The organism is Lysinibacillus sp. FJAT-14745 (assembly GCF_001275675.1).
GTDB lineage: Bacteria > Bacillota > Bacilli > Bacillales_A > Planococcaceae > Lysinibacillus.
This window is the reverse complement of the sequence record NZ_LITM01000009.1, coordinates 160,805-178,058: the sequence shown is the minus strand read 5'-3', so window position 1 is coordinate 178,058 and position 17,254 is coordinate 160,805. Positions and strand designations below refer to the sequence as shown.

The 17,254-nt window shown below is 37.3% G+C and carries 15 protein-coding genes, 2 riboswitches and 1 other annotated feature; of the genes, 13 read left to right on the top strand and 2 right to left on the bottom strand.

All coding sequences use genetic code 11. From position 1 onward, the window contains the following. Window positions 1–122: 122 nt before the first annotated feature. Together AMS59_RS16090 and AMS59_RS16085 are read right to left on the bottom strand one after the other, a co-directional pair. Window positions 123–896: a magnesium transporter MgtE N-terminal domain-containing protein gene (locus AMS59_RS16090; RefSeq protein WP_053484758.1), complete on the bottom strand. Its 774-nt coding sequence runs from the start codon at window positions 894–896 to the stop codon at window positions 123–125. Window positions 897–914: 18 nt separating this feature from the next. Beyond that, a complete protein-coding gene (locus AMS59_RS16085; RefSeq protein ID WP_053485103.1) occupies window positions 915–1,619 on the bottom strand; it encodes an MgtC/SapB family protein in 705 nt (234 codons plus the stop codon). A gap of 369 nt (window positions 1,620–1,988) precedes the next feature. Further along, a riboswitch (M-box (ykoK) riboswitch) is annotated at window positions 1,989–2,163 on the bottom strand. A gap of 669 nt (window positions 2,164–2,832) precedes the next feature. Beyond that, window positions 2,833–3,006: riboswitch (M-box (ykoK) riboswitch) on the top strand. Between the two features lie 228 nt (window positions 3,007–3,234). Here AMS59_RS16085 and AMS59_RS16075 point away from each other — a divergent pair. From AMS59_RS16075 to udk, 13 genes are all read left to right on the top strand, one after another. Next, window positions 3,235–4,164 (top strand): magnesium transporter CorA family protein, encoded by a 930-nt coding sequence (locus AMS59_RS16075; RefSeq protein ID WP_053484756.1) that lies wholly within the window; start codon window positions 3,235–3,237, stop codon window positions 4,162–4,164. 21 nt (window positions 4,165–4,185) lie between these two features. Next, window positions 4,186–5,136, top strand: coding sequence for a magnesium transporter CorA family protein (locus tag AMS59_RS16070; protein ID WP_053484755.1), 951 nt, complete (start codon window positions 4,186–4,188; stop codon window positions 5,134–5,136). Between the two features lie 38 nt (window positions 5,137–5,174). Further along, window positions 5,175–6,128: a magnesium transporter CorA family protein gene (locus AMS59_RS16065; RefSeq protein ID WP_053484754.1), complete on the top strand. Its 954-nt coding sequence runs from the start codon at window positions 5,175–5,177 to the stop codon at window positions 6,126–6,128. A 171-nt stretch (window positions 6,129–6,299) separates the two neighbouring features. Continuing rightward, window positions 6,300–6,513 (top strand) — a binding site (T-box leader). Window positions 6,514–6,623: 110 nt separating this feature from the next. Next, window positions 6,624–9,284 (top strand): alanine--tRNA ligase, encoded by a 2,661-nt coding sequence (alaS, locus tag AMS59_RS16060; protein ID WP_053484753.1) that lies wholly within the window; start codon window positions 6,624–6,626, stop codon window positions 9,282–9,284. Between the two features lie 224 nt (window positions 9,285–9,508). Next, window positions 9,509–9,775 carry an IreB family regulatory phosphoprotein gene (locus tag AMS59_RS16055; RefSeq protein WP_004226839.1) on the top strand — a complete coding sequence of 89 codons (267 nt, stop codon included), beginning with the start codon at window positions 9,509–9,511 and terminating at the stop codon, window positions 9,773–9,775. A gap of 2 nt (window positions 9,776–9,777) precedes the next feature. Next, on the top strand, window positions 9,778–10,194 hold the full coding sequence (gene ruvX, locus AMS59_RS16050) for a Holliday junction resolvase RuvX (protein WP_053484752.1): 417 nt from the start codon (window positions 9,778–9,780) through the stop codon (window positions 10,192–10,194). Between the two features lie 19 nt (window positions 10,195–10,213). Beyond that, entirely contained in the window at window positions 10,214–10,522 is a 309-nt protein-coding gene (locus tag AMS59_RS16045) for a DUF1292 domain-containing protein (RefSeq protein ID WP_053484751.1), read from the top strand. A gap of 708 nt (window positions 10,523–11,230) precedes the next feature. After that, on the top strand, window positions 11,231–11,758 hold the full coding sequence (locus tag AMS59_RS16040; protein WP_053484750.1) for a DUF1292 domain-containing protein: 528 nt from the start codon (window positions 11,231–11,233) through the stop codon (window positions 11,756–11,758). A gap of 275 nt (window positions 11,759–12,033) precedes the next feature. Further along, the gene (gene mltG, locus AMS59_RS16035) at window positions 12,034–13,161 is read left to right on the top strand and encodes an endolytic transglycosylase MltG (protein WP_053484749.1); all 1,128 of its coding nucleotides are present in this window, start codon (window positions 12,034–12,036) and stop codon (window positions 13,159–13,161) included. A 556-nt stretch (window positions 13,162–13,717) separates the two neighbouring features. Further along, the gene (locus AMS59_RS16030; RefSeq protein ID WP_053484748.1) at window positions 13,718–14,350 is read left to right on the top strand and encodes an O-methyltransferase; all 633 of its coding nucleotides are present in this window, start codon (window positions 13,718–13,720) and stop codon (window positions 14,348–14,350) included. 5 nt (window positions 14,351–14,355) lie between these two features. Next, window positions 14,356–15,288 (top strand): peptidase U32 family protein, encoded by a 933-nt coding sequence (locus tag AMS59_RS16025; protein ID WP_053484747.1) that lies wholly within the window; start codon window positions 14,356–14,358, stop codon window positions 15,286–15,288. Window positions 15,289–15,302: 14 nt separating this feature from the next. Beyond that, entirely contained in the window at window positions 15,303–16,583 is a 1,281-nt protein-coding gene (locus AMS59_RS16020; protein WP_053484746.1) for a U32 family peptidase, read from the top strand. Further along, window positions 16,583–17,221, top strand: a complete 639-nt coding sequence (gene udk / locus AMS59_RS16015) for a uridine kinase (RefSeq protein ID WP_053484745.1) — start codon at window positions 16,583–16,585, stop codon at window positions 17,219–17,221. The genes AMS59_RS16020 and udk overlap by 1 nt, the downstream gene beginning before the upstream one ends. The last annotated feature ends 33 nt before the right edge of the window (window positions 17,222–17,254 follow it).

Genomic DNA, 17,254 nt, shown 5'->3' with positions numbered 1-17,254 from the left:
AAGCTTTGCTCTGTGCGAAAGCGAAGCGTCAGCAACAAAGCGAGTAGCCCGTAGCGGAAATCAGCCTCTTTGGATGTTTCAAAATGGTTAATCAACACACCTGATAAAATATATCAATATCTTTATAGATAAGTCAGCACATCATCAAAAGTAACGATTCCAAGGAGTTCATAGTTCTCTGTGACAACAGGGACTGCTAAAAGACCATATTTGTGTACGATTTGAGTTACCTCAGATTGATTTGTATTGGCAGATACTGAAATGATTCCAGAGTTCATAATTTCGTCCATTCGACACTCAGGCGGGGAAATTATTAGTTCTCGTAATGAAACGACTCCGAGCAATTGTTTATTGGTATCAGTAACGTATAAGTAATAGAAAGTTTCTGCATCTGCTTCACTGTGCTTTAGACGTTCAAACACATCAATTACTAAGTCATCTTTTGCTACTATTACGACGTCTGTTGTCATTAAGGCTCCCACTGATCCTTTTTCGTATTGAAGTAATTGCTTAATATCATCGGCTTCGTCTTTTTCCATCCGCTCTAAATAAAAATCGGCTTCTTTATATGATAGTAGCCCCAAAAAATCTGTGGCGTCATCTGGAGGTAATTCATTTAACATCTCCACTGCAAATGGTCGGTCAAGCTCTATAATACATTTTTTCTGCATGGCTGGTTCTAGCTCGCTAAAAATTTTCCCAAATTCACAAGGCGTTAAAAAAGAATAAATCGTAAAGCGTCTTTCCTCACTAAGTTCAATAAAAAACGTTGCTTGATCCATAGGATGTAAATCTAGAAAATCCTTTCGAAAAGAATCTTTTTTTCCTGACTTTAAAGATTGCAACATGTAGTATGTGTACTCTTCTTTATATTTATATTGATGTAGTCTAATCATGTTTGACGCTCCTTTCTATTACAAATTCTCAATTTCGACACTCAAGACGTGATCAATCTTTTTGACATAATAATAAATCTCCGTCGTATATTGGTCTTCTGGTACTGAAAGAACTAAGTCAATTAATTGGTGATCGTTATCAATATCTTTGAGTTTGAAATGCCGAATTTTATTCTCATGTTTTTTGGAAGATCCATTTTGTTCTCTATGCTTAATCATTTTAATTAATTCTGTCATACGATAATTCGATTCCACGATAATCTTTAATGAAATTTCCTGGCGGTTAAGTGTTGATAGACCTAATGTTTTAATGAAAAAGGGTACAATGTTGACTGCCACTATCAAGAGGATGACTGCACATGTTGCTTCTAGATAAAACCCCGCCCCTATAGAAATTCCAAGGGCAGAAGCTGACCAGATTAGTGCAGCGGAAGTAAGACCAGAAATAACCTCATTACTTCTTCGTAAAATAACACCAGCACCAATGAAACCAACTCCACTTACAATCTGCGCAGCAAGTCGCATCGGATCCATATTCGGATGATTGGCACCTCCAAATTTTCCGAATGCTTCTATGGATACAATTGTTAATAAACAGCTGGCAATGCAGATGACCATACTAGGTCTCATGCCAAGTTGTTTTTGTTTAATCTGTCTGTCAATACCGATCAATAATCCGAAAAGTAAAGCTATGCTTAGCTTGATTATCATTTCTACTGTCATTGTCATCGTCAATCACCTCATCATTTCTTTTTGTAGAATGTCACTAAAATAAAAAATAATATAAAAAAGCTCCCGTAAAAAGGGAGCTTCTTGCTTAGAATGTATCATGTTCAACGTACACATCAAATAAACCTATCTTGATAAACTCCAATTTACAGAAAATTCATAATTGGATTTTTGAAGAAAGGGACATATGCGGACTGAACGCAAAAACGCTGCCTTTTGCCATATTCGAATTATTTAAAAATATGAAATGCCATATCGAATAACTGTCCATCACATGTTCCCCCTTTTATAGTCAAATAAAATAAAACCCCCTCTAACGATTTAGAGGGGGTGAAAAGCGCACGAAAAATCAAAAAAAGTACGTTCGATTCCCCTTAATCGAGTTTTAGCACTATACACCGTAAAGAAATGTAATCATTTCTTAGCCACTTTATGAAAAGCCTTAATTCGGCAATTCCTGTTCTACCCATGGGTATCTTTCGATATTTCTGGGCAGTGGCCTATGTTTGCATAGGAGCCTCACCTAACGAGGATTTATTGTTTTCAGGTGAATTGTACTCCGAATAATTTTGGTTGTCAACAACTGTTCAAAAGCAAAAATTTTAAAATAGTATCCTGTAAATGTTTTCGGCTCATCATTATACGTGGGGGATTCCCGTCCGTCTGGGGCAAAACAATATTGGCTAGAAAGGCGTATCACAGGACGTTATGTCATTAGCCTTCGTTCACCTACCTTACAAAGGTATTTTTACTTCAAATCAAATTTTGGTAGAAGTTTTTCGAATAAAAAAATAATAAATCTGTACTTTGAGATAATCAATAGCTTCTGTAACAGTTGATAAGTTCTTTTCATAATACTTATGTTTTTTATAGTTAAACTGTTGAACAAGAAATCTAAAGAGGATCAATTCAAAAATCAATTCTTGATTAAAAAATGTTGGTATGAAAGTCCATAGAGGAAAGCGGCAAGTGTTCTTGTCGCTCTGCTTGCGGTTCCTTGATATGGGTTGGAATAGAATCAACTTACGAATACTCTTTATCTGTTATCTTGGAAAAAATTTTTTTCGTAAACAACCGAAAATTTTAAGATGAAAACCACAACATTTGATTTTCATTTCGTACAGAAATTTGTAATAAAAAAACCTAAAAACCATTTTTGTGCTCTTGACAAATCAAAAAATACGGATTACGATTGCGAGGAAATTAAATAAAACCTCGTTAGGTGAGGCTCCTATACAAACATAGGCCACTGCCCAGAAATATCGAAAGATGCCCATGGGTAGAACAGGAATTGCCGAATTAAGGCTTTTCTTAAGGTGGCTAAGAGATGAATTTTTTTCTTTACGGTGTATAGTGCTAAAACTCGAGTTAGGGGAAAACGAAAGTGCTTTTTGTACTTATTTATTTTTTTATGCACTTTTTTAAATCTCCGGGACTCCTGGAGGTTTTTTTGTTTTCAAAAAAGAACTTTATTACACTTTAGCGGAGAATAAGTGTTCGTTTTTAGAAAGGAGGGGGTCAAAATGGAGAATCCGAGTCCGACCGATGGAGATAGTAGGAGTAAAAAACGTAAATCTGTTTTAATTCAGCAGATTAGGAGGACGATTCAATGCTTAAAATCTATAAAAGAAGCCAAGAAGGGCTACTGGAAGAACAGCCTAAAATCGTTCAGGGTAGCTGTGTATATCTCACTGAACCATCCGAAAAGGATATACAGTATGTTGCTAATCGCCTTGGAGTACCTACTGACTTTATTAGTGACTCCCTTGATATTGATGAACGATCACGAATAGAAAAAAGCGGAAATGATTTATTACTGATTGTCAATGTACCCTTAAAAATGCCAAACGGTGAAACTACACCATATAGGACAATTCCAATCGGTATTATTCAAACAAGTGAAGTAATTGTAATAATTTGTCGCGTTAATCATCCGATTTTACAGGAATTTAGGAAAATTCTCGATAAAAATTTTAATAACAATATTAATGTATCTTTTATTTTACAATTGTTGCTTGTTTCGGCCCGTTATTGTTTACGATGCCTTGATGATATTAATCGAAAAGTTATTGTATCTGAAAAATTAATACAAAAATCAATCAAGAACAGTGAAGTATATACTTTACTCAATATAAATAAGAGCCTTGTTTATTTCATAAAGGCATTAAAAGTAAATCTTGTGATGATGAGAAAATTGTCAAGAGTACTTGAAATGAATGAAGAAAATGGAAAACGGATGCAAGCCACTCTTAATGAGATGCAACAAGCTCTTGATACATCAAAAATTTACAACGAAAATTTAAGCAATATGATGGACGCATATTCTGCGGCGATTGAAATTAACCTTAGTATTGTAGTGAAAGTTTTAACTGCATTTACGATTATCTTGACGTTTCCGACGATGGTCGCAACGATATATGGGATGAATTTCCCGTTGCCAAGGCAGGATGAAGAATACGCATTATTAGTACTTATGTCCCTTTCTATAGTCATTAGCTTGTTGACAGGTTGGGTGTTTTATAAAAAACGGCTATTTTAGAAGAGAAAGTGAGGAAAAAAGATGCTTACGATATATCAAAGTAATTCAATAGGTCAATTACAGCAGGTATCTGATATTGTTCACAACACGTTGCTCTATCTTGTGGATCCGACAGATGCTGAAATTTCTCAAATTTCAAATAAACTTAATATTCCGAAAGATTTTATTCGTGATTCCTTAGACATCAATGAGCGACCTCGGATTGAAAAAGAAGATTCGTCAATGGTCATCATTCTCAATTCTCCTGTGGCGATAAATGAGGAACGTTTGTACGAGGAAATCCCTTATCGTACGATACCAATCGGGATTATTCATGTAAAGGACCATTTAATAATTGTCACAAAAGAAGACAATCCATTATGCAGAGACATATTTTCAGGAAAGTATGGAACATTTCATACGCATATGAAGACTCGAATAACATTGCTACTATTTGAAGCAATTGCTCAATCGTATCTCGATATTCTTAAGCGTATAAAAGTGCAGGTTGGACGATTACAGCAAGAATTAAAAGAATCACATAACAACCGAGAGCTGTTCGGTCTGATTCATATTAATAAAAGTTTGGTATATTTTTCGACATCTTTACGAGCTATGCGCAATGTGTTTTTACACCTTTCCAAAGGGCAAGATATAAAGCTATATAGTGAGGATGAGGAGATGCTGCATAATGCGCTAGTAGATCTTGAACAAGCAGCGGAAGTAACGGAAATGCGTAGTCTTAGTTTAAGTAATCTAATGGATGCATACGCAGCAATTACGCATAATAACTTAAATAGCGTTTTGAAAATATTGACTACTCTTACACTTGTACTAATGATTCCAACTATAATTGGAAGTGTTTTCTCAATGAACGTTTCATTGCCATTTGAAGAACAGCCAATTATGTTCTTAGTAGTTATTGGAATAATGATGGGAATCAGTGGAAGTCTTGTCTACGTATTTTACAAAACAAAATTTTTACGTTTTTAATATTTTCGTACCGTAGAAAAGAAAGGATGTGTCCCAAAATGCTTTTAATATACAATAGTAATTCCGAGGGTAAATTTGAGCAGACATCAAATATTGGGTATAACAGTTGGCTACATCTCGAAGCGCCAACATCCATTGAAATTGAACGTGTGGTGGCAGCTCTTGCTGTTCCTAGTGATTTTTTGACTGATTCACTAGATTTAGAAGAACGCCCACGAATTGAAGAGCGCAACGGAGCGGTCTTGATGGTTATTCATGTCCCGTACGATCAATTAGATGTCGACAGCTCTTCTCAAGACGTGAAATATCGAACAATTCCTATGGGGATTATTCACACGAAAAATCATATGATTACGATATGTAAAGAAGAGCTACCATTCATGAAAGAACTTTTTAATGGAGAGATGACTCTTTTTGAGACGCATCTGAAAACGCGCAACACTTTAAACGTATTAAGTTTAACGGCTCGAGCGTATATTCATTTTTTAGCGACAATTGAACGGGAAATCACATTAGCAGAAAAAGAACTTGCCAAGTCATATCGTAATAGTGAGTTATACACACTACTATACTTGAATGAAAGTCTTATATATATGGTAACATCACTTAAACAGATGAAATTTACGATGCAAAAAATATTACAGGCTAGCAATCTCGAATTAGATGAAGACGATGCAAGCGTTTTAGACGACGTGCTCATTGAAATAGATCAAGCGTATGAAGTGACGGAAATTAATCAAACTAATTTAAATAATATTATGGATGCATATGGTAACGTGATTCAAAACAACGTAAGTCAAGTCCTTAAATTACTTGCTTCATTTACAATCATATTATCAGTGCCGATGTTAATTGCCAGCATTTATGGGATGAATGTGCCTCTACCTTATCAAAATGCATCTAATGCATTTTGGGTAGTAATCGTCGTAATGGTTTTGTTAACAGGATTGTCTACTTTCGTTTTTTACAAAAAAAATTATTTCTCTCGGTAGCATAGTGGGATAGAGTATCCCATTTTAATTGAAGGATTTTTTGGCCAAGATAAAGACGACATAAGAGTGAAGGTTAGACTCCTTGGGAAAAATGAGCTTAGTTATGTTTAGCAATTATAGTGCCAATTGACAGAAGAAAATATTTTTTTTATAATTCTCGTTAGAAAATAGTAAAAAACGATGATGGAATAAGTACGTATTTGTGCGTGTAAAAGAAAGGGATTTCTTGGCTGAAAAAATCCTCACAATAGCAAATACCGAAAGCTACTCCAGAGTGCAGTTAATCCCTGCCGTTCACTTACGTTACAAGTGCTAAAGAGGTAAGTATACTTTTACTTACAACTAGGGTGGTACCGCGAGACAAACACAAGTCCTCGTCCCTTTTTGGGGATGGGGGCTTTTTTATGTCTATTTGCGTGAAAGTTTACGCCGAAGCAAAATTGATTTGCGGACTCATTTCGTATTTTACAAAACATATTGGGAGGAACTTTTCATATGAAAGCAGTAGAAATTCGCCGCATGTATTTAGAATTCTTTAAAGAAAAAGGTCATCATCATGAGCCATCAGCACCACTTGTGCCAATCAATGACCCATCATTACTTTGGATTAACTCAGGTGTTGCAACACTTAAACCATATTTCGATGGTCGTATCATTCCTGACAATCCACGTATTACAAATGCCCAAAAATCAATTCGTACAAATGATATTGAAAACGTAGGTAAAACGGCTCGACACCATACGTTCTTTGAAATGCTAGGTAACTTCTCAATTGGGGATTACTTCAAAAAAGAAGCTATTCATTATGCTTGGGAGTTCTTAACGGATAAAAAATGGATGGGCTTTGATCCGGAGCTTTTATCTATTACGATCCATCCTGAAGACCAAGAAGCGTATGATGTTTGGCATAACGAAATTGGTATTCCTGAAGAGCGTTTAATCCGACTAGAGGGGAACTTCTGGGATATCGGTGAAGGTCCATCTGGTCCTAACTCAGAAATTTTTTATGACCGTGGGGAAGAATACGGTTCAGATGAAAATGATCCAGAAATGTATCCAGGTGGTGAAAATGAACGCTATCTTGAAATTTGGAACTTAGTGTTCTCTCAATTCAACCATAATCCTGATGGCACATATACGCCACTTCCAAAACAAAATATTGATACTGGTATGGGTCTTGAGCGTATCGTATCAGTTGTTCAAAATGTTCCAACAAACTTTGATACTGATTTATTCATGCCTATTATTGAAAAAATCGAGCAATTAGCAAATCGCAAATACAAACGTCCAAGTGAAGTAGCGCTAAGTGAAATCTTCGGTTCAGAAGAAGATATTAATACTCCATTTAAAGTTATCGCAGACCATATCCGTACAGTGGCGTTTGCCATTGGTGATGGTGCCCTTCCTTCAAATGAAGGTCGTGGTTATGTATTACGCCGTTTACTACGTCGTGCTGTGCGCTATGCAAAACAAATTGGCATTGAAAAGCCATTTATGTTTGAATTAGTACCAACTGTAGGGGAAATTATGAATGATTTCTACCCAGAAGTAACGGAAAAATGCGAGTTTATCCAACGTGTTATTAAAAATGAAGAAATTCGCTTCCATGAAACATTAGACGGTGGTCTTGCTATCTTTAACGAAGTAGTAGAAGCTCAAAAAGCAGCTGGACATGACTATATTCCAGGTGCAGATGCATTCCGTTTATATGATACTTACGGTTTCCCAATCGAATTAACAGAAGAGTATGCGGAAGAAGTAGGCATGAAGGTAGACCATGAAGGCTTTGAAACAGCAATGGAAGAACAACGTGAACGCGCACGTGCAGCTCGTCAAGATGTGGATTCAATGCAAGTACAAAACGAAGTGCTAGCAAACTTGACGGTTGCGAGTGAATTTGTAGGCTATGATACATTAGCGACAGACACAGAAGTTGCAGCGATCATTGTCAACGGCCAAGTATCAAAAGTAGCATCTGAAGGGCAAGAAGCACTAGTTATTTTAGCTAAAACACCATTCTATGCTGAAATGGGTGGTCAAATTGCGGATAGCGGTGTTATTTCTAATGATAGTTTTACTGCTATTGTAAAAGATGTACAAAAAGCTCCGAATGGTCAGCCGCTTCATACTGTACTTGTAGAATCTGGCGAAATGCAAGTTGAAGATGCTGTGAAAGCAGTAGTTAACCGTGAAGAACGTAATTTAATTATTAAAAACCATACAGCAACACATATTATGCAACGTGCATTAAAAGATGTACTGGGCGACCATGTTAGCCAAGCTGGATCATATGTAGGGCCTGATCGTTTACGTTTTGACTTCTCTCACTTCGGACAAGTGACAAAAGAGGAATTACAACAAATTGAACGTATTGTAAATGAAAAAGTGTGGGATGATATAGAGGTCGTTATTGAAGAAAAAGGCATCGATGAAGCGAAAGCTATGGGAGCAATGGCGCTATTCGGTGAGAAATATGGCGATATCGTTCGAGTTGTTTCAATTGGCGACTACTCTATTGAGCTTTGCGGTGGTATTCACGTAAAACGTTCTTCTGAAATTGGCTTCTTCAAAATTGTTTCAGAAGGTGGTATCGGTGCAGGTACTCGTCGTATCGAGGCTGTGACAGGTAAAGTTGCATATGAAGCAGTAAAAGAGGAAGAAGCTTTATTAATCGAAGCGGCAGCATTATTAAAAGCAAATCCGAAAGATCTTGTAACAAAAGTACAAGCATTGCAAGCTGACTACAAAGATTTACAACGCGAAAATGAGGCATTATCACAAAAAATCGCGAATGCACAAGCGGGCGCTATTGTGGACGCAGCGCAAACTTTTGGGGATGTAACTGTTCTATCTACTAAAGTTGAGGCGAAAGACAACAATCAACTTCGTCAAATGATGGATGACTTGAAAGCTAAAATGCCTAAAGCTATTATCGTTCTTGGTGCTGTCGATGGCGAAAAGGTTATGCTATGTGCTGGTGTAACAAAAGATTTAGTTGGTGGCAATTACCATGCAGGAAATATCGTAAAAATGGTAGCAGAAGCATGTGGTGGTAAAGGTGGCGGTCGTCCAGATATGGCGATGGCAGGTGCAAAAGATGCATCAAAACTTGATGAAGCACTACTTTCTGTGTATGATTATGTTAAATCCATTTAACTTCTTTCAGCAGGTGTCCAAACATCCGCTGAAAAAGAGGAACTCAGGCTAAAACCTTCACATCCTGTGAAAACGCCTGAGTGACCAACATCGTGTTGGCCCAAAGCCTCCGGACGCAATTATGCCGAGGCATAATTGATAATACGCCAAAACATGTTATAATAAAGAGAAATTGGAGATGAGCTTTTGCACATCTCCTTATTTCTGAAAGCGAGGTGCTGGTCATGAGTTCATTTGATCAAACTATGAAATTTAATTTTCCAGAAGAATCAATGGAACAGGAAGTCAAGCAGGTAATGTTGAAAGTACATTCTTCATTAGAGGAAAAGGGATATAACCCTATCAATCAGATTGTCGGTTATTTACTTTCTGGTGATCCGGCGTATATTCCTCGCCATCAGGATGCTCGTAATTTAATTCGCAAGCTTGAGCGTGACGAAATTCTAGAAGAGCTTGTTAAGTTTTATATTAAAAAGAACAACGAGGACTAGAAATGAGAATTATGGGATTAGACGTTGGGTCAAAAACCGTTGGCGTTGCTATTAGTGATGCTTTAGGGTGGACGGCCCAAGGTATTGAAACCGTAAAAATTGATGAAGCTAACGGCGAATTCGGCATTGAACGTATAGCTGAGCTAGTAAAGGAATATGCTATAACAGAATTTGTTGTAGGATACCCGAAAAACATGAATAATACGGTAGGACCGCGTGGTGAGGCTTCTGAAAACTATAAAAAGCTTTTAGAAGAAACATTTTCACTACCGGTCAAGCTTTGGGATGAGCGTTTAACTACGATGGCTGCTGAGCGTATGCTAATCGAAGCAGACGTGAGTCGCAAAAAGCGTAAGCAAGTCATTGATAAAATGGCTGCTGTGATGATTTTACAAGGCTACTTGGATAGCAAAAATTAATTGATGAGGTGACAAGCACATGGCACACGAACATAACCATGAAGAAGAATTACATGTACAACACATTACAGTGATTGACGAGAACGGAAATGAACAGCTTTGTGAAGTAATTCACGTACATGAATCAGCTGAATTTGGCAAATCATACGTATTTTACTCTATGGTAGGCGCAGAAGAAGATGAAGATGGCTCTGTAGAAATCTTCGTATCTTCATTCGTTCCATCTGAAAATGGTGAAGATGGTGAATTAACACCAATCGAAACTGAAGCAGAGTGGGATATGGTAGAAGACGTATTAAACGCTTTAGAGGATGAAAACGAGGAATAATCATCGTAATCTTTAAAAGTGTGGAACAAGGATGGCAACAAGCATTCCTTGTTCCTTTTTTACTTTTGAAAGAATAAAGCTGTTTCATCACCAAAAGTTGTGGAAGACATTTTTTTAACTTCTTTCAGCAAATGTTTTTTGTATCGAAAGCGTAGCGACAGGTACAGAAGTCTCCACCTATATAGATGGTGAAATGAATGTGGATTTAAGTTACTTTTCAGCTGGTGTCCAAACCCGCTGAAATAGAGGAACTCAGTCTAAGAACGCCACGTCCTGTGGCAACGACTGAGTGACCAACATCATGTTGGCCTAAAGACTCCGGACGCAATTATGCTGAGGCATAATTGATTATATGCCCTGTATATTAGTTGATTGGAGTGGAGGCTGGGCGACTCCTTGGGGATCAGCGATTAGAGGAACGAAGGCTAAAACCATCACGTCCTGTGATAACGCCTTCGTGACCAACATCGTGTTGGCCCGAGACCCTGGAGCGAGCAACGCGAGTGAAGCGGCTCATCGGACGCCCCCAGGAAAGCGCCCAGCCGGAACGGAAATCAACCATACGTTATGGTGTTGAGCCATATGGCTGTGAGGTTATGTGAGACTATGACGAATCTAGTGAATTAAAGATGATATTTTTGTGTTACCAAAAAAATGACTCGTATCAAAGTTGGAAACATAATTAAGTCTAATTAAGGAGGAAATTATATGAACGAGGAAACGCAAGAATTTCTTATAGTTGGAGAAAATGGCAAGGAGCAAAAGTGTCGTGTTGTTTTCACCTTCGATGCAGAGGAAAAATCATATGTATTGTTTTCGTTAATCGACGAAGAGGGCAATGAAATTCCTGGAGACATTTCTGCTATGACATTTGATTATGATGATAACAATGGAGAAATGACAAATTTACAGCCTGTTGAAACAGATGTAGAATGGGAAATGATTAACGAGGTAGTCCTGACACTTCTAGACGAATTTGAAGAAGAGCCGCAGTTATTTACAATAACAGATGACAATGGGGCAGATCAGGTATGTGAGGTTATTCATACATTTTCATCTGAACAATTTGGCAAATCCTATGTACTATATGTTCTAGCAACGGACGAGCCAATAGAGGAACGCGATATTTTTGCTTCTCAATACGTATCGGGAAATGATGGAACGATTGATGATTTATTACCGATTGAAACAGATGAAGAATGGGCATTTGTTGAAGATGTATTAAATGAATTGTAATTAGAGCTCTGAGTGGTAAATGCTACTCAGAGTTTTTTTCTTTTCAGTTGTCAAGTCGAATTGTATTGGAATGTAAGCGTTTGTACTTATAGTTAAAAAAAGTATATTAAAAATTGTATTTCTAGTAACATCAGATGAGGCTGTCAAAGGTTTTGGTGTCAGTTTGTTGACTAAACCTGGGAAAATTAACTTTGATTTATTAGATGAATTATCTATTTCTGTTTGTCGTGATAGTTGATTTCTAGTATGATAATGGAGTGATAGGGGGGAAACCCGTGAATAACGGTTCAAAAAAACAAGAAATGTTTTCAAAAATGCAAGAAAGAAAATCCGAGGTAAAAATTGTGAGAAAAATCGTTGCTATTGTTGCAATTGCTTTTGTTCTAATAGGAGGGATTGTTGGTTTACTTGGCTATAATTATGTAAAGAGTGCCTTAAAACCAGTGGATCCAGATGCGACTAAAACAATATCAGTTGAAGTACCAATTGGCTCTACTCTAAGCTCTATTTCAACTCTACTAGAGGAAAAAGGGATTATTAAAGATGCTCGTGTTTTTAAATACTATGCTAAATTTAAAAATGAATCCCAGTTCCAAGCAGGAAACTATGGTTTAACACAATCAATGACATTGGATGAGCTAATCGAAAGTTTAAAAACCGGGAAGGTCTACCGTAAGCCAGTCTTTACAATGACAATTCCTGAAGGTTTAACACTTGAACAAATTGGTAATATTGTGGAAAAGAAAACGCCGTACACTCAAAAAGAATTTATGGACTTAGTAACAAGCGAGGCGTTTGTACAAAAAATGAAGGCTAAATACCCTGAGCTTGTAACGGATGCAGTTTTAGCTGATAATATCCGATATGATTTAGAGGGCTATTTATTCCCTGCAACTTATTCTTATTTTGAAGAAAAACCATCATTGGAATCGATTGTAGACGAAATGGTAGGAGCAATGGACAAGGTTGTGAAAAATTACAACGATGTTTTAACTGAAAAGAAAATGTCAGTACATCAATTATTAACATTTGCTTCATTACTGGAAAGAGAAGCTACTGCCCAAACAGATCGAGAAACGATTGCGAGCGTATTCTATAATCGTATCGATCAAGGGATGCCATTACAAACAGATCCAACTGTTTTATATGCACTTGGTTCCCATAAAGATCGTGTACTATATGAAGATTTAGAAGTAGATAATGCCTATAATACTTACAAAAATAAAGGCTTACCACCAGGTCCTATTGCGGGTGCTGGAAAAACTTCAATTGAAGCAGTGCTTAATCCAAGTAAAACGGACTATCTCTACTTCTTAGCGGATAAAAAAGGTATTAACCACTTCTCAAAAACGTACGATGAACATTTACAAAAAGTAGATAAATATATAAAAAAAGCAGAGTAAGTACTTTAAATAGCAAAAATAAATAGCAATAATGTGGATAGAAGGAAAGAAAAATAGCTTTCCTTCTATTTTCATGCTATTATAAATTGTGATTTTTAATCGATCCGCATGGAAAAAATTCAATCTGTCCGTTAATGCGGAATAATATACGTGGTGGCAATTGTTTTGAGCTTATAAAAACAATTGCTCATTTTTGTATGACGAAGTACCAAGACATCACGTTTGGTCTTTTTCTTTTTGTTGCTAAATGATGAAGTACAGACAACGAGTATTGCTCGTTGCCTTTTAACTTCTTTCAGCGGGTAAACATCCGCTGAAAGAAGTTAAAGCCTCCGGCGGATGTCATGGAATCGGAAAGGAATTCTTAGGGGATGTTAGCCTAAAATCATCGCATCCATGCGATAACGGCTAACTGACCTGCATTGGTAAAAACGCCACGTCCTGTGGCATTACCAAAATGACCGACATCGTGTCGGCCCTCGTGCAGGCCCAAGCACAAAGCCGATTCCAGACACAATTATGCCGAGGCATAATTGATATGAGGGTGAACTGAAAAATGGAATTATCAGATGCATATATACAATCATTTATTCAACCACGTAATGAATTGCTTTTAGAAATGGAAGCATTTGCGGAGGAGAATCATGTACCGATTATGCAACTTGCAGGCATTGATGCACTAAATCAACTGCTACGTATTCAAAATCCATCGAAAATTTTAGAGATTGGTACAGCAATTGGTTATTCTGCAATAAGGATGGCAGAGGCTTTACCAAATGTGCATATCGTTACAATCGAGCGTGATTTAGAGCGTGTTACGAGAGCAAAGGCTTATATTGAACGTTCCATAGTATCAGATCGTATTACGGTCATTGAAGGTGACGCCTTAGAGGTGAATGATGAAGCAATTCAAACGACCTTCGATGCTGTTTTTATCGATGCTGCAAAGGGACAATATCAACGCTTTTTTGAAAAGTATGCACCTCTTGTAAAATCTGGCGGAGTTCTGTATATCGATAATATGTATATGCATGGCTTATCAGATTTGGATTTAAAAGATGTACCGCGTCGTAAGCGTACAATGATTCGCAATTTAAAAAACTTTACCGAATGGATTATGCAGCACCCTGATTACACAAGTGCATTTTTACCAGTCGGTGATGGTTTATTATTATGTTTGAAGAGGTGACTATTATGAAAAAACCTGAATTGCTTGTTACACCGCAATCAGTGGACCATGTTAAAGCACTTTTACAGGCTGGAGCAGATGCTTTTGTCATTGGTGAACAACAATTTGGTCTGCGCTTAGCAGGAGAATTTTCTGTTAGTGAAGTGGAAGAAGCTACAAAGCTAATTCATGCAGCGGGTAAAAAGGTTTATGTTGCGGTAAATGCGCTATTCCATAATGAAAAATTGGATGAGCTTGCCGAATATTTAAAAGAAATGCAACGTATTGGTGTTGACCGTTTAATTTATGGTGATCCAGCAGTATTAATCATCCGTCGTGAGCAAGGTGTAACAATACCGCTACACTGGAATCCAGAAACGACTGCAACGAACTGGTTTACGGCAAATTATTGGGGAAAACGCGGAGCAACTCGTGCAGTGCTTTCACGTGAACTTTCTTTAGATGAAGTGCTAGAAATTAAAGAAAATGCAGAAGTAGAGATTGAGGTTCAAGTACATGGAATGACATGTATGTTCCAATCAAAACGTCCATTACTAGGCCATTATTTCTTATATCAAGATAAAGTAATGGAAATTGAAAATCGTAAGGAAAATCGCAATATGTTCCTTCATGATGATGAACGTAATAATAAATATCCAATTTATGAGGACGCTAACGGTACTCATATTTACAGTCCAAACGATATGTGTATTATTGACGAGCTTGGCGAATTATTCGAAGGTGGCATTGATGCACTGAAAATTGAGGGTGTTCTTCAAACACCTGAATATGTGGTCACAGTAACAGAAGCTTATCGTCAAGCAATTGACACATATTATGACGAATCAGAAGATGCGTATGAAGATATTAAAGATGATTTATTAGCTAAAATTGAAGACATTCAGCCTGCCATCAGACCTCTTGATACTGGCTTTATCTTCAAGGAAACAGTTTATTAGGAGGTGGCAAGAACATGGCATTAGTATTAGAACAAAATGACAAAATCCGTGAGATTGTTGACGGTAAACGTGTCATTACAAAAAAACCAGAGCTACTTGCCCCTGCAGGTAGTTTAGAAAAATTAAAAGTAGCAGTTCATTATGGAGCAGATGCTGTATTTATCGGTGGACGAGAGTTCGGTCTACGTTCAAATGCAGACAACTTCTCAATTGAAGAAATGCGCGAAGGTGTTGAATTCGCCAATAAATACGGTGCAAAAATATATGTTACGACAAATATTTTCGCCCACAATGAAAATATGGACGGCTTAGAGCAATATTTACAAGATATTGAATCTGCGGGTGTTACAGGCATTATTGTAGCGGACCCATTAATCATTGAAACATGCCGTACAGCTGCACCAAAGCTTGAAATTCACCTTTCTACACAGCAATCTTTATCGAACTGGAAGGCAGTACAGTATTGGAAAGAAGAAGGCTTACATCGTGTAGTATTAGCACGTGAAGTTGGCGGCGAAGAAATGAAGCTGATGAAAGAAAAAGTCGATATTGAAATTGAGGCTTTCGTTCATGGAGCAATGTGTATCGCCTATTCTGGTCGCTGTGTACTTTCAAATCATATGACTGCTCGTGACTCTAACCGTGGTGGTTGCTGTCAATCTTGCCGCTGGGACTATGATTTATATGAGCTAGAGGATGGCGAAGAAAAGGCACTTTTCGATGATAATCACGCACCTTTTGCGATGAGTCCAAAAGACTTAAAGCTGATTGAAGCAATTCCACATATGATTGAGCTTGGTATTGATTCATTAAAAGTAGAAGGTCGCATGAAATCAATTCACTATGTTGCTACAGTTGTTTCAGTGTACCGCAAAGTGATTGACGCTTATTGTGCTGACCCTGAAAATTTCAAAATTAAACGTGAATGGCTCGAGGAACTAGACAAATGTGCTAACCGTGATACTGCCGAAGCATTCTTCCATGATGCTCCTGGCCACGAGGAGCAAATGTTTGGTGTACATGGCCGTAAAACGACTTATGAGTTTGCTGGTTTAATTTTAGAGCATGACCCTGAAACGAAAATGGTTACAATGCAACAACGTAACTATTTTAAGCCTGGCGATGAGGTAGAGTTCTTTGGACCAGAAATCGAAAATTTCCGTTTTACAATGGGTGAAATTTGGGACGAGGATGGCAATAGCTTAGATGCCGCACGTCATCCACTACAAATTGTTAAATTTAAATGTGATACACCATTAAAACCGCATAACATGATGCGAAAGGAGAATAATTAATGGCAGCGAAGCGTCCAGTCGTCATCGGAATCGCTGGTGGCTCATGCTCGGGAAAAACGAGTGTGACCCGTGCTATTTATGAAGTTTTCCGTGACCATTCAGTAGTTGTAATTGAACAAGATTTTTATTATAAAGATCAAAGTCATATAACGTTTGAGGAGCGTCTAGGTACAAACTATGACCATCCGTTAGCGTTTGATAATGATTTGTTAATTGAACACATAAAAAAATTATTAGTACGTCAACCAATTGAAAAGCCTGTATATGATTATGTAGAGCATACAAGAGCAAAAGAAGTTGTTCATGTTGAACCTGTAGATGTTATTATATTAGAAGGTATTTTAGTGTTAGAAGATGCAGATTTACGTGATTTAATGGATATTAAATTATTTGTAGATACGGACTCAGATTTACGTATTATTCGTCGTATAATGCGTGATATAAAAGAGCGTGGACGTACAACAGATTCTGTAATCGACCAATATTTATCGGCAGTGCGTCCAATGCATAATTTATTTATTGAGCCGACGAAACGTTATGCTGATATTATTATTCCTGAAGGCGGGGATAATGAGGTTGCAATTGATTTAATGGTAACGAAGATTAAAACTATCCTTGAAACCGACAACGTATTGTAATAAGATAGAGTGGTATTGACAATATTTACATGC